The organism is Bacillus sp. B-jedd (assembly GCF_000821085.1).
GTDB lineage: Bacteria > Bacillota > Bacilli > Bacillales > Cytobacillaceae > Bacillus_D.
This window is the reverse complement of record NZ_CCXR01000001.1, coordinates 1,217,452-1,232,035: the sequence shown is the minus strand read 5'-3', so window position 1 is coordinate 1,232,035 and position 14,584 is coordinate 1,217,452. Positions and strand designations below refer to the sequence as shown.

The following is a 14,584-nucleotide window of genomic DNA, read 5'->3' as shown; positions in this document are numbered from 1 at the left end:
CACCTTTTTCCAAAATCCCCTCCTTAAAAGGTCCGTCTATTTTATGATTGAATAAAGAGAAAATTGAAAGCGTTAACAATCATTTTTAAAAAAAATTACCAACTATTTATAGTTTAATTTTTTTGTAATATTGTGACAAGTCTATAAAGTGTCTTTAATTAAATGACCTTAAAAAAATGTGAATCAAGACAACTGACAAGGATTAAACATAATTCAAGCCTTGCGGGAATGGGAATGGAATCGGGAAAACATCATCTAGCAGCGGATCCATGTCTTTTGATCCTTTCAGCAACAGCTCTTCCAATTCCTGATTGCTTATTAAGACAGTTTGCTCGCCAAAACGGAGTTCCTTCTGATTCTCATCCTTTGCCGTGATGGACAGCTTATTTTCAAAATAAGGTCCTAGCTGGGACAGCAATAAATCAAGGTCCATAATTTTCATCGTTCCTGGAAAAGGAAGTTTCTCTTTAGACATACCATCCAGTTGCCCGTTCAATTCCTTTTCATAAGCTGGTACATTTACGAGCAGAGTGTTCAAACCATATGTAAATGCGCTGGCAAGCAAGCTTCTGACCGCCGCTGGGTCTCCTCCCCATTCAATCGCCCGGGAATCCGCTTTCTCCTGCCCTTCATATGGCACGCCAAACATTAGAAACGCTTTTAACTCTCCGTTTTCTTCAGCGATAAGCACTTTATGGTTCATTTTGAAAATGCTGGCGAAAGCGGCCCTTTCATTAAGAAGCGCCAATTCATACAAGCTCTGTTCGTATCTGACAGGCCTGGCGTTGCCAAGTTTCCTCAACTGGAACCAGTCAAAAGGTTCGAGCTCGCGGATCCCAAAGCCCTCTGCCGCTTCCAAGTCACCTTCGCCAAATTTATACTGATTCATTTTTCCATAGAAAGTGCAGCCTTGCTTTAGATAAATTGGTAGATCACCGGACACGAACAGAACTGACGCCCCTGATTTATGAAGGTGGTCAAAAACCATTTGTAATAGTGTATTGGCAAGCCCCCTTCTCCGATAGTCCGGTTCTGTACAGACTGCGCCAATCGAAAAAGCTTGAACTTCCGCGCCTCCAATATGAAGGACGGACGGAACCAATCCAATAAAGCTTACTAACTTTCCATCCATAAATGCGCCATATGATTGATTGAATGCTGGTGAAAAAACCTGCGGAAAGGCCATTCCCATTGATACATGGCCTTCTTTCCTGAAAACTTTATCCGCCAGATCACTCGCATGCTGAAAATCTTCCTCTTTTAGTAAGCGGAATTCTGTCATTTCCCTGCAACCCCTCCTTCATCTCCATAAAATGGTTTAGCCACTATTTTACATTAATGCTATAATACTACTGAACTTCCTACCTTTATTTTAATTTAATTCAATTAAGTGACAAGTCTATTAAGTGTCTTTAATTTCTTTTTCTAAATTTCCCACTATTTAGGTTGAAATAAAGAGTGGTATCAGAAAGGAACAGGGTGGTTGATTTTCGCTCCGGGCATTTCGCTTTCCACGGGGCACCAGTGGAGCCTCCTCGGAGCAAAGCTCCTGTGGGGTCTCCACTTGCCGCTACATCCCGTAGGAGTCTACATGCCTGAGCTTCCATCAACCATCTCTTCAAAATATTTTTGTTCAACCTATTTAGTAAACTGTTAATTGTTTTAAAAACGAGGTGTTGATTTGGACGGATGGGAAAAATTTAACCGCTATGCAATTTGGATGGTTAAGGTTGCTTACATAAATCTTCTTTGGATTTTTTTCACGATTGCGGGATTGGGGCTGTTCGGCCTCTTCCCTTCCACGGGCGCCATGTTTACCATTGTCCAGAAATGGCTCCGGAAGGAACCTGTCGAAAAAATCTTCCAAACGTTTTGGCAAACGTATAAAAAGGAATTCGTTTCCCTTAATAAATTCGGGCTGTTTTTTATCTTGATTGGCTACGTCCTTGTTTATGATTTTCTGTTTTTGCAAATGAACGGCGCGAAACTGCAATGGTTCTACCCGGTCATCGGTTTTATTGCGGTTTCCTATCTCCTGGTGCTTGTATACTTTTTTCCGGTATACACGCAGTTTGAAATGAAATTTTTCCAATATCTTAAGCAATCGTTTTTATTGGGGGCAGGTTCCTTTTTAGAGACGATCCTGATTGTTACTGCCTTTATGCTCCTGACGATCATCATCAGGTTTGTGCCTGGCATCATCCCTTTATTTACAGGGAGCGTTATGGCTGTCGTCATCACCTATTGCAGCAACCGGGCCCTGCATAGAATCAAAGGCCAGAGGAAAATAATTAATACAGGTCTGTAGATACTGAGAAGGCGTCCCTTTTTTTAAGGGACGCCTTTTTTTTTCCGTCGATAAATCAGTCCTTCCCTTCGTGCCCGCTGACTTAAAGACTATTAAAAGGCTTGATTAAAAACACGGTTACCATAAACTTTAAGTATGTTAAGCATACCATTATATTCCTCAGGAGGTTTCTTATATGGATTTTAGTCAGTTGGTTTACTATAAGCCTGCCCCGATAGCAGACGAACCACAGACCTTTGAAAGGGATTTAATTGTTTACGGTGCGACGCCAGCCGGTATCATGGCCGCTATCCAGGCAAAACAAATGGGATTGACTGTTGCGATTGCCGAGTTCAGCAGGCATATCGGCGGAATCACAGCAAGCGGCCTGGGTGCTTCGGATAGCGGAGCCAAGGAAGCGGTCGGAGGATTATCCCGCGAGTTTTTCCGTGCGTTGGGGAAGGTTTATGGCACTGAGGAACAGTGGACCTTTGAACCGAAAGCAGCTAAATATGTGTTCGAAAACTTGCTAAAGGAAAACGGGATTGACGTGTTTTTCAGACAGCATTTAAAAACGGTGAAAACGGAGAACCGCGCAATCAAGGAAATCACAATGGAAGACGGCACAGTATATAAAGGGAAAATATTTGTGGATGCCAGTTATGAAGGGGATTTAATGGCCAATGCCGGCGTTTCCTATTTTGTCGGCAGGGAATCCAATGCCACTTACAAGGAGACGCATAACGGTATCCAATTCGGGCATCCGCACCACCAATTTGAAAAATGGATTTCCCCCTATGTACAGGAAGACGACCCATCAAGCGGCATTTTGCCCGGCATAACGGAGACAAGCCATGACACGCTTGGCTATCAAGGACAAGGTGACCAAAGGATCCAGGCGTATAATTTCCGGATTTGCCTGACGAAAAATCCTGAAAACCGGATGCCTTTTCCGAAGCCTCCTTCGTATGATCCGGAACGATACGCATTGCTCCTTCGTTATATCGAGGCTGGCGTATGGGATGCGATGAACCTCCATACGATGTTGCCGAACGGAAAAACGGATTTGAATAATTATGGCGGATTTTCGACTGACCATATTGGGATGAATTATGACTGGCCGGAAGGAACATATGAAACGCGCGAAAGGATATTCCAAGACCATTTTACATACAATCTCGGCATGCTTTACTTCCTTGCCAATGATGAACGGGTCCCCGTGGCAATACGCGATGAAGTGTCAGAATGGGGGCTCGCCGGTGATGAATTTGAAGATACCGGGCATTGGCCGCATCAGCTTTATATCCGGGAAGCGAGGAGAATGATCGCAGACTATGTCATGACCGACCATAATTGTCTTGGTGAAACTACAGTCGAAGATTCTATTGGCCTTGCAAGCTATCAGATGGATTCCCATCATTGCAGGAGAGTTGTCATTGACGGAAGAGTTTACAATGAAGGCGATGTGGAAATCCCGATTTCGCCTTACCCGATTTCCTATCGCTCGATTCGACCGAAAGCCTCCGAATGTACGAATCTGCTCGTTCCTGTTTGTTTGTCCAGTTCGCATATCGCCTACGGTTCAATCCGGATGGAGCCGGTCTTTATGATATTAGGCCAATCTGTCGGAGCTGCTGCCGCCCTGGCCGTTCAAAACAAGACAACCGTTCAGGCTGTCGAGTACAACGAATTGAAAAAGGCATTGCTTGATTTTGGCCAAGTACTGGAATGGGATACTTCCATCGAAGACGACCCCATTGCAAGGATGGAATCCACTTTCGGCAAAAAATAAATCAAAGGACTGCACTCTGACTGAAAAGGAGCGGCAGTCCTTTTCTCTCGCAAAAATTACCTTTTCCATCCGGAGCGTGCTCCTCCCCTACTAAAGTACTAAATTGATTATCGTCATATTAAAGACGAGAGACTTTCTTTACTCTTTAACTGAATCCGTTTTCTGATAATTCCAATCATTTCGAGAGATTGATTGGATCAACAGGAGGTGTAGTCATCACTATAAATGTATCCGCTTACATTACTACATAATACAGGAGGATGAAACAATTGAGGAAACATGCTAAAAGTCTTATGGCTGCGCTGCTCGCAATGATTCTAGTTTTATCGAACCTTCCCTTTAACGAGAAAGCATCATTAGCAGAGGCGGCCGAAAATTGGAAGGAACTAAAGGTTGTTAACGGTGGGTTTGAAGCCACCCCTTCCTCCCCGGCCAATCTGCCTTCCTGGGTTTATTGGAGCGGCGGCTTGAAATCCGGAATGGCGATTACAAATGAAGCCGCTTTTGCAGGAAAACAAAGCCTTGCTGTCACCAACACTGGTGCTACCGGCCTGTTCAGTGAGATGATCGCAGTCACGGCGGGAGGCCAATATAAACTTTCTGCAAAACTTTATGCAAAAGAGCTGACAGGCAAGCCTGGCATATGGCTCCGCTGGTACAATTCGGAAGGCAAGAACTTTTCGGACACTCCAAAATACTTCGATGTCACTTCCCTGAATGAGTGGCAGACCGTTGAAATAGAGGCGGCCGCCCCGGCAGGCGCCACAGGGGTAAAAGTGTTTATTTATCAGCCTTCCACATCGAAAATGAACGGCTACTATGATGAAATCAAGCTTTTTGAAAAAGGAGCGGACATCCTCGATTTTCCGTTTGAATTTGGAAAGCCAATCAACCATGGCCCAGCCGCCCTTGCGGCGAAATCACAAGGAGTGGCAATTGGCGACGGAGAACTGTATTACGCGACAAACGGTTCACCCGCGACTTTTTATGCGGCTGACGCTGCCACTGGCAAGAAAATCTTTTCCGCTCCCCTACCGGGCAGTGACGTCGTTTGGGCAATGGTGATTGGCGAGGATGGAAATGTTTATTTTGCCGGCACGTATAACGGGATTTTATACCGATATGTCGTGAAGGAAAAACGGCTTGAGCAGCTTGGTAAAAATCCATCTGATAATTGGGTTTGGCAGCTGGAAGCTTCGAAAGACGGAAAAATTTACGGAGCGACCTATCCGAATGCGAAAGTATTCGAATACGATATCGCTGCAAGTAAATTCACGGATCTGGGGACTTTTTACGAAGGCCAGCAATATGCGCGCGGACTTGGCATCACCGATGAAAGCCTGTATGTCGGAACCGGCACGACAGCATATTTAATGAAAATGGATTTGAAGACAGGTGAGCGGGCCGAAATCAAGACGCCGATTACCGGGGTTTCCACGCAAATCTCGAATATATGGGAGTATGGCGATAATATTTTTGTCGCTTATGGAACATCACTCGTGACGATCGATAAAAACACTGGTGAAGAAAAGAACACGCTTGATTGGCAGAGCGACCATGCCTTTGACGGGCTTATCTCGCCGCCTTCACCGTATGATGAAAATATCATCTACTATATCAATAAAAACACGCAGCAGCTCTGGACCTATGACATGACAACACATAAACAGGCGAAAGTCGAGCCGACTGTGCAGATGCCGCCTACTCCAGCCAAGGCAATCCGCTGGATCAAGGATGAAAAAGGCAAAGATGTATTGGCCATCCTGCACCACCAAATTGAATACTCCATCTACGACCCGACTGCAAATTCGTTGAAGGTCAGCTATCCCGAAGTGGATATGCAGGGGCTTTTAATGCAAAGCATGGAAATCGGCGATGACCAGAAAATCTATATGGGCGGTTATCAAGGGTCCTTTGGGGTTTTCGATACTGCGACGGATCAATACATCTTGCGTGAGCGCGATCCCCATCAGATTGAAGGGGTAGGATTCTTAAACGGCGATGTCTATCTCGGTACGTATGGCGGCGCTCGGATTTATAAATACGACCCCAAACTTCCGTTCACTTATTCAGGCGGCGGCAAAGGCAATAATCCCGAAATGGTTCACGATATCGGGGACGATCAGAGCCGGCCGTTCACATTTGCCTCGGGCGACAATAAGCTTTTTGTTGGCACAATCTCAGATTATGGCTTGTTGGGCGGAGCGCTGACAATTTATGATGCTGACACAGGCAAATGGAACACAATTCGAAATATCATCAACAATCAAAGCATTATCGGGTTGGCGTATCATGAAGGAACCTTATTTGGCGGTTCTACTTTAGCCGGCGGACTGGGGGTTACCCCTACTGAGCCTCGGGCAAAAATGTTTGAATATGATGTGAAGACCGGTTCTCATGAAGTATTTGATTTGAATGTTGAAGGCTTGGCAACTCCGGAAATGATTGGCGAGCTTTCGATTGGGCCTGACGGAAACCTATGGGGCGTGGCGTGGGGCTATGACAAAGCCGGCGCCTATAACACCGTCGTTTTCGCAATGGATCCGGACAGTCGGAAAATAGTAAAAAGTACGGAGCTTTATAAAGGCGTCAACCGCGGAAGCCAATGGCGGCCTTTCTTCATCCGCTGGGATCGGCAGGGCTATCTTTATACGACAGCGGGCCGGACATTGACTGTCATTGATCCGGTGACGATGAAGAGCAAACGATTGGTTTCTGGAACGGTCAATTTGATGGATGTTGATAACGAAGGAAACATCTACTATACGGCCGATGAAAACCTGTACCAATTGCCAGTCCCTGTTGAAAAAGGGACACTTTCCGCACCAAGTGATTCAATTTTGCAGGGAGCCGGCCAGGACATTGATTTAACACTCACCCTTGTGAATGGCAGCAAAGCCAATCTGGCAGGCGCAAAGGTTGAATGGTTCAATTCAAATCCTGATGCCGCCGAGTTAAAGGATGGAAAACTGATTGGCAAAAATTCAGGAACAGCCGAATTAAATGCGAAAGTTGCCTACAATGGGTATGAAGTAATGACCAATAAAATCTCGATTACCGTAGTTGTGACCGCAGAAACTTTATCAGCCCAAATTCTTGGTCTTGAAGAAGCGGGAACGATTCCCCACTCCCTGGCCAAACAATTAACAAACAGGCTCGCCCAGGCGGAGCACCATGCCCAAAAAGGCAGGACTGGCCAGGCGGTCAAGCATCTCAATGATTTCCGCAAACACTTGGATGAAAGCAACGTCGATGAATCGCTGAAAAAATCGTTACATGCGAATGTTGATTCAGTTGAGGAAGGGTACGAGGAATAACAGATAGCAAAAGAGCCAGGCTCCCGATAAAAAAGGAGCCTGGCTTTTATATCTGTTTTACAAGTCAATCGAGTCGAGGATGCCTTGCAATTTTGCCAAGGTCTCGTTTGTAAGATCCGTTGGCTCTGCATTTTCAAGGTGTTTCAGGGCATCCTGCAGGTGTTTGGCTGCCTGCTCCTGCCTTCCCATATCACGGTGGTGGATGGCTGAGGCTATGGCATTTGACAGTTGCTTGCTGAGTGAATTTGTGATGTTTCCGTATGCTGACTCCCGCTCGACAAAGCTCATCGTTTAGTGCCCGAAGGACAGGTTGCCAATAGGCGTTCGGGCTCTAAGTCTTCGTTTAGAACCCGAAGGACAGGTTGCCGGCAGGCGTTCGGGCTCTATGTCATCGTTTAGTGCCCGAAGGACAGGTTGCCGATAGGCGTTCGGGCTCTAAGTCATCGTTTAGTGCCCGAAGGACAGGTTGCCAATAGGCGTTCGGGCTTTAAATCATCGTTTAGTGCCCGAAGAACAGGTTGCCGGTAGGCGTTCGGGCTCTAAGTCATCGTTTAGTGCCCGAAGGACAGGTTACCGATAGGCGTTCGGGCTCTAAGTCATCGTTTAGTGCCCGAAGGACAGGTTGCCAATAGGCGTTCGGGCTCTAAGTCATCGTTTAGTGCCCGAAGGACAGGTTGCCGATAGGCGTTCGGGCTCTAAGTCATCGTTTAGTGCCCGAAGGACAGGTTGCCGATAGGCGTTCGGGCTCTAAGTCTTCGTTTAGAGACCGGAGGCAGAACGCCTGGTATCCATCCGGGCTTTTAACTCATGTCATGCCTTATGCAATAAAAAAAGGTTTTCTGCTCATCACAGAAAACCTTATTTGTTACTTTGTCGTCATTCAGTTATTATCCATTTTTTCTACGCCAGCTTTATCAGGATTTCCTGAATTGTCTATTTTCCCTGGTTTATCCGGCTTACAGACTTTGTCCGGTTTACCTGGTTTGTCCGGTTTACCTGGTTTGTCCGGTTTACCGGGATTTTCCGGTTTGCCTGGTTTATCTGGTTTGCCTGGCCTACACTGATTTTCTGTCCATGAAATGATGTACCGTAGCTTAGAAACGCCGTCTGCTCCCGTTACAATTATTTCTGTTTTATCAGTTCCATGCATGAACTCAACATTTGCCCCTTGTTGGCCTGTCTCAACAACAATGTTTTCGGTTGGGGCAGTATTAATCGTATAGTTCAATTTCCCAGGCTGAAAGCCTTCAATCGTTTTGCCATCAATGCTAATCGATGTTAAGGTTGCATCTGTTTCAGGTACGGGGATTTTATAAAGCTCACTTCCTAGTGCATAATAAATGCTTCCATCCACTCCGACCGTCATACTGTTCATGAAGTCGTCTACAAGCACTTTATAATCCAAGGTTTCAGGGTCAATGACAATTAGACTGCGCGATAAAGTGGTATATAACATCCCATCCGGTCCCCATTCAAGGCGGTAAGGAAACCATTTACTGCTGTTATACAAACTTGGGCGAATCACTTTGCTATCCACCACTTCATACGTTTCTGGATCCATTTTAAAAATTGTACCTTCAACGGCTCCCCATAAGAAGCCATCCGGCCCGAATGATAAATCACCAATCATACGGGGAGTGCTATCAATTCCCAGAATGTTTGGGGTGAATTCGGCAATCTTTTCACCTTTTTCAACATCCCAAACAAAGATTTTCGCTTCTTCAGCTTTAGGATTTATTCCCAGCCCGCCCCATACTGATGTTCCTCCATACAGCTTTCCATCTTGATAGGCAAGGCTGATAATACTTTGGTCTTGGACAATATTCCGTTGTTGTGACCATTCTTTTGTGTCACCATCATAGATAGCAAGGGCTCCGCCCAAAACGCCATAATCAGGAATTGTCCCCACAAAAAGCTTATTATCACCTGATGTAATCGCAAAAGGACGGTCTTGTTCGTCTTTTATATCATATTCAAGCTTTGGATTGCTATTTAAGTCCACGGGCTGTGAAGGGTCATAGCTGTACATGATTGCCCCGACATACGTACCAAAATAAACAGTATCATCCAAAAATCCGATTCCCTCCGGCTGGGCAAATGAAGAAATATTCACTTCAATTTCCTCGGTAAATGGGTTATACACACTCATTCCCCGCTGATATCCGCCCATATACAGCTTTCCGTCCGGACCAGACTTCAAGGATTGGATAGCTACAGCTGTTGCAGCCAGGTCAAGAATGATAAATTTCATCTCATTGGTCTTGGGATTGTACAGCATATACTCGCCGTATTGTGTCACCATTGCCAGCACAGTTTCTCCAGTAGATAACGTTATCCAAGCCATATCCTTTACCCTTGGAGTGTCCGGAAGAACGGGAAGGCCTTCAATCAATGTCTCGGTATTTGTATTAAGGTCATATTTGTAGAATTCTGTTCCGTTTTTGTAATAAATCATATTGGGCTCGTTCGGATCTGGTTCAGATATCATATTGCTAAAATTAAAAGAACCCTCAACCTTCAAGGTCTCCTGATTTAAGACAAGCATATTGATCGTTGAAACAGCCACAAGAAGCTTTCCATTCACGACCCAAAAGTCCTGAATCGTTCCATTTTCACCTGAGTGGCCTTCGATGAAAATCTCTTCTTTTTTACCAGTATGGCGATTAATTTTATATAAATGTTTTGTTGTTCCAATTCCCACATAAATATTATCCCCATCAACAGCCAGTCCGCGTGCGTAATCCTGGTTAGTCACACTTCCAAAGTCCCTGAACGTACCAGTTTTGATATCATACTCGAAAATGCCTGCGCTAGGATAAGTCGCGCCATAAATTTTGCCGTCATTTGTGGCTTCTATATCCCATACCCAGCCAGCAGTAGGATTGGCCCCTAGGTCCTCAATCACCTTTCGCTCAGGTACATAACGATACAATTTCCCATCAGAAGTACCAGCAAAATACACATTTTTATCTGGACCGATCGTAATGGCCCATACGGCTTCTGTATTATTGATTACTTTAGAGAATTTCAATTTTCCTGTTTCAGCATCCAAAACAGAGAAGGTTCCAGGATGGCCGTTTGAATGGTAGTAAACTTCATTCTCACCCAAACTATTTTCCTGAATGACCCCTGCTTGCCCTAATTGAACATGGACCATTTCTCCCAGATTAATAGGTTCGGCATAGGTACGGTCAAACTTTGAATCATCTGTTACTTTCTTAAAGGTCACATCGTCAAAATATACTTCCGTCAGACTGATCCCGCCAGAATAAAATGCCAATCTGGCATACGCAGCGTTCTCTGGGGCCACACTGAATACCTTTAAATCAACCCACTCATTTTTTGGCAAGTTGCCGTTCAGTTCTCTGCTATCAGAGATTTTTTTATTATCCTTATCAAAATATCGAATTTCGGTTACGACATTATGAGTCTGGCTAACTACATTAGAAAAGACTGTTAATAAATATGAGGCACCTGCTTCGACAGCAATTTTATCACTTAAAACACTTACCCCCACTTTGTCGGAGGTATCATGCAAGTGTAAGCTCTGTGTCCCAGTATGCGAACGTTCAGAACTAACTTGAATGCCCGGTCCCTCGAATTCCGATTTCCATCCTGGAATATTCCCGTCCAAAACCTTTTCTTCAAAGCCGGGATTCATAACCTCCGTGTGAATATCCCCAGCGGGAGGTTCATTTACGGATGTCCCTTCAACAATTACATCGTCAAAATAAGCTTCCGTAATGGAGGGATGTCCAGAATTAAAGCGAAGTTCAACTTTAGCGGCTCCTTCAGGAACTGTAAAAGGGACTTGAATTTCAGTCCATTTGTCCGTTCCTAAAACAGCTGAGCCAAAATTAATAAAGGTGGCAGCTCCAACTCTTTGATTTTCATTGTTAAAATAATGGACTTCAAAACCTATACTGTGTGATTGCCTTACAACATTTACAAATGCTTTCACAGTGTATGACTCCCCTGCTGTAACAGTAACTTTATCACTGGTTACCTGTAAATTTCCGTTAGTACTATTGCTATTTGAATCTAAGAAATATAAGCTCTTACTTCCGGTCCGCGCTTTTTCCGCGCTGAATGCAATACTTGTAGAGGGATTTTTGGTTACCTGGCTCCAGCCTGGATAAACCGCTTCTTCTTCAAACGAAGCATTTGCCGGCCGCATTTCCGAGGAATCCGAATCCTTCACAATCTTCACATCATCAAAGTAAGCTTCCGTGTTGGAAGGATGTCCCGAATTAAATCGAAGTTCAACCTGGGTTGCTCCTTCCGGAACCGTAAAGGGCACGCTCATTTCAGTCCATTGATTGGTTCCTAAATCTGTTGAGCGGAAGTTGATAAACGTAGCTGTTCCTACCTTTTGATTCTCACCATTGAAATAATGGACTTCATACCCGATACTATGTGATTGGTTGACCACGTTTACAAATGCTTTAGCTTTATAGGATTGTCCGGAATCAACGGGCAGCTTCTCACTAGTTACCTGTAAATTCCCCCCTGTAGTGTTGCTATTTGAATCTTTTAAATGCATGCTTTTGGTTCCGCTTTTTGCTTTCTCACCACTAATAGAAATACTAGTTAAAGGATTATTGGTGACAAGGCTCCATCCAGGAATCACAACCTCTTCGAACCCGCCATTAACAACTGCCGCTGGTACATTACTGGCTCCTAGTGTTTTTGGAGTTGATCCTATATAAGGGCCAAATAAGCTAAAAACAAGAGTTATACAGAAGATGATTGAAAACCGGCTTTTCGTTTTTTGTTTTTTCATTTCGGACCTCCCAGAGTTGATATTCCATCGCTCTAAAGCTGGTTAACCTCCCTTCTCTTTTAAAGCGCTTACAAAAAAGCGGATTAGTTTTTCAAAAAATAATGTAATAATGCTAGAACAATTTTTATTATATTTGAAATTAATAAAAAATAATGTCTTTAGTTGGTCGATAAGTATTTTCATATACTGAAATATTAGAAACAGCAAAAAACACCTACTGTCAGCAGGTGTTTATGATTATATTTCTATTAAATTCTTTACTAGACTTCCAACCCGGCAACTCCAAATCCCCCAGGTCCGGCGTGAGTGGAAATCATCGCCCCGGCCTGGATCCATCTGATATTCCTAAAGCCTGCTTCTTTTGCAAGTTCATCCATCCGCTGCTTAATAGCGTCATCAAGGCCGATGGAGTAAAGTAAGTAAAGCTGCTCGCGGTCAATATTGTATTCCTCTAAATACTCCCTCAGCAACCTTTCCGCGACCACGTTCATTTTGCCGCGGTATTTTTTCGTGGAAACAAGCTTCCCGCCAATTAATTCAATGCAAGGCTTGATTTTCAGCAAAGCCCCGCCTAAATAAGCGATATTACTAACCCGGCCGCCAGCTCTCAGGAAATCGAGGCTGCCGGGAGTGAAAGCGAGCCTTGACTTCGGCACCATTTCCTCAATCTTGGCAACCAGCTTCTTAGGATCAATCTCCGGCTCTGCCTCCAGCAGGCGTGCTGCATATAGAACAATTGCGGCAAGTCCGCCAGTCACGTTCAACGCATCAATAAGATAAAGGTTTTCGAATTCCTCTGAGGCCAATACCGCGCTTTGAAAGGAAACAGAAGCTTTTGATGTATATCCGACGTGGACTATGGCACAGTCTGGGTAATCGGCCTGTATTTTTACAAAACACTCCTGGTACTCATGTACATTCGTTGCGGCTGTCGAAGGTATTTTCTTCGTCCGCTCATAATAATCATAAATCTCTTCCACTGGCAGAGACCCGTCCAAATAGTCTTGCCCATCCATGATGACATGCATCGGAACTACTTGCACAGCATATTTCTCAGCCAAATCCTTCGGTAAATCCGCCCCACTCTCGGTCGATAAAACAATGCGCCTCATCATCTGTCCCCTTCCATATAGCCGATACTGTTAAAACCTTACTTTCACTATACATGAGATGTGGGAATCGTACAGTAAAAAATGGCATTTTTACCATTCCAAACATTTTTTTATCAAAAAGGGCATTGATCCAATATGGACCAATACCCTGTATAAACTCATGCATGAGTCATTATTCTATTTAGAAAAACATGAATTAATTTGTCTGAAGGGCAGGACTAAAGCCCGCTTTTAAAGCAGCCTCTTCCAAAACAGCCATCTTGCCCCGGTGGCTCTCTATCAGCTCAGCGATTTTCCCTTCATCTTTCAATTCGAATAAAGAAGATGGTGGTTCTTCTGAGAACATGAGGGTGTAAACTTGATCGCCGTCCCTTAAATACGCGGCATACATGGCCCATCCCTCTTCCCCATAGGACTCCCATTCCTTATAAGGAACGCTGTCTACAATGGCGAGAAGAGGATAGTCTTCTCCGTCCTTCGGAAGCTCGCTGTTCAATATTTTCGTGGCCTTCCCTTCATTCTTCACGATTAAGCCCTCTTCATTCATCGGAACCTTCAGGACCGTATGAGCGCTGTCCCCAATTTGGATTTCAAAAACGCCCGCTTTTTCTTTGTCGCCTTTTTCACTTACTGTCACATTGGATCTAGCCAGTGTTTTGGAGACTTTCATCAAGCCAATGCCTCCGACTAAGGAAAGTGAAATGACAACCGCTGCTGTACCAATCAATTTTTTGTTCATGATAGCCCACCATCTTTCATTATGAGATTAATAGCTGCAAAAATTAGGTCCTTTTCTGCGATAAGTTCCTTAGCAATTTTTTAGACGAATGAAAGAAATAAAAAGTTTCAATTTTCCCGCTTAGGACGAAAAAATTTTTAGAGACTGAAGATCAGGCTGTGAATTGATGTTCGGGCGCTAAGTCCACCTTTAGTTACCGAAGACCGGACTGACTATGGCTGTTCGGGCACTAAGTCCACCTTTAGTTACCGAAGACCGGACTGACTATGGCTGTTCGTGCGCTAAGTCCACCTTTAGTTACCGAAGACCGGACTGACTATGGCTGTTCGAGCACTAAGTCCACCTTTAGTTACCGAAGACCGGACTGACTATGGCTGTTCGGGCACTAAGTCCACCTTTAGTGACCGAAGACCGGACTGACTATGGCTGTTCAGGCGCTAAGTCCACCTTTAGTTACCGAAGACCTGGCTGATTATGGCTGTTCGGGCACTAAGTCTTTCTTTAGTGACCGAAGACCGGACTTACCATTGCTGTTCGGGCGCTAAGTCTCCCTT

8 protein-coding genes are annotated in these 14,584 nt (G+C 44.5%); 3 read left to right on the top strand and 5 right to left on the bottom strand.

What is annotated here, in order from left to right; genetic code table 11:
- Window positions 1-202 precede the first annotated feature (202 nt).
- The gene (locus BN1002_RS06150) at window positions 203-1,282 is read right to left on the bottom strand and encodes a GNAT family N-acetyltransferase (RefSeq protein ID WP_048824143.1); all 1,080 of its coding nucleotides are present in this window, start codon (window positions 1,280-1,282) and stop codon (window positions 203-205) included.
- A gap of 399 nt (window positions 1,283-1,681) precedes the next feature.
- Here BN1002_RS06150 and BN1002_RS06145 point away from each other — a divergent pair, with 399 nt between their 5' ends.
- The 3 genes from BN1002_RS06145 to BN1002_RS06135 all read left to right on the top strand — a co-directional run bounded on the left by BN1002_RS06145 (window position 1,682) and on the right by BN1002_RS06135 (window position 7,396).
- Window positions 1,682-2,308, top strand: coding sequence for a YesL family protein (locus tag BN1002_RS06145; protein WP_048824142.1), 627 nt, complete (start codon window positions 1,682-1,684; stop codon window positions 2,306-2,308).
- A gap of 175 nt (window positions 2,309-2,483) precedes the next feature.
- Window positions 2,484-4,079, top strand: a complete 1,596-nt coding sequence (locus BN1002_RS06140; protein WP_048824141.1) for an FAD-dependent oxidoreductase — start codon at window positions 2,484-2,486, stop codon at window positions 4,077-4,079.
- A 269-nt stretch (window positions 4,080-4,348) separates the two neighbouring features.
- The gene (locus tag BN1002_RS06135; RefSeq protein WP_048824140.1) at window positions 4,349-7,396 is read left to right on the top strand and encodes an FIMAH domain-containing protein; all 3,048 of its coding nucleotides are present in this window, start codon (window positions 4,349-4,351) and stop codon (window positions 7,394-7,396) included.
- Between the two features lie 57 nt (window positions 7,397-7,453).
- Here BN1002_RS06135 and BN1002_RS06130 read toward each other — a convergent pair whose 3' ends face one another.
- From BN1002_RS06130 to BN1002_RS06115, 4 genes are all read right to left on the bottom strand, one after another.
- Window positions 7,454-7,684 (bottom strand): FIMAH domain-containing protein, encoded by a 231-nt coding sequence (locus tag BN1002_RS06130; RefSeq protein ID WP_048824139.1) that lies wholly within the window; start codon window positions 7,682-7,684, stop codon window positions 7,454-7,456.
- Between the two features lie 592 nt (window positions 7,685-8,276).
- Window positions 8,277-12,179 carry a carbohydrate binding domain-containing protein gene (locus BN1002_RS06125; protein ID WP_048824138.1) on the bottom strand — a complete coding sequence of 1,301 codons (3,903 nt, stop codon included), beginning with the start codon at window positions 12,177-12,179 and terminating at the stop codon, window positions 8,277-8,279.
- Window positions 12,180-12,439: 260 nt separating this feature from the next.
- On the bottom strand, window positions 12,440-13,291 hold the full coding sequence (locus BN1002_RS06120; protein WP_048824137.1) for a DegV family protein: 852 nt from the start codon (window positions 13,289-13,291) through the stop codon (window positions 12,440-12,442).
- A gap of 196 nt (window positions 13,292-13,487) precedes the next feature.
- Entirely contained in the window at window positions 13,488-14,030 is a 543-nt protein-coding gene (locus tag BN1002_RS06115) for a hypothetical protein (RefSeq protein ID WP_048824136.1), read from the bottom strand.
- Window positions 14,031-14,584 lie beyond the last annotated feature (554 nt).

What these genes read in the sequence shown, in the direction of transcription:
- BN1002_RS06150 (WP_048824143.1), bottom strand. Translation starts at nt 1,282, where the DNA reads ATGACAGAATTCCGCTTACTAAAAGAGGAAGATTTTCAGCATGCGAGT.
- BN1002_RS06140 (WP_048824141.1), top strand. Translation starts at nt 2,484, where the DNA reads ATGGATTTTAGTCAGTTGGTTTACTATAAGCCTGCCCCGATAGCAGAC.
- BN1002_RS06130 (WP_048824139.1), bottom strand. Translation starts at nt 7,684, where the DNA reads ATGAGCTTTGTCGAGCGGGAGTCAGCATACGGAAACATCACAAATTCA.
- BN1002_RS06125 (WP_048824138.1), bottom strand. Translation starts at nt 12,179, where the DNA reads ATGAAAAAACAAAAAACGAAAAGCCGGTTTTCAATCATCTTCTGTATA.
- BN1002_RS06120 (WP_048824137.1), bottom strand. Translation starts at nt 13,291, where the DNA reads ATGAGGCGCATTGTTTTATCGACCGAGAGTGGGGCGGATTTACCGAAG.
- BN1002_RS06115 (WP_048824136.1), bottom strand. Translation starts at nt 14,030, where the DNA reads ATGAACAAAAAATTGATTGGTACAGCAGCGGTTGTCATTTCACTTTCC.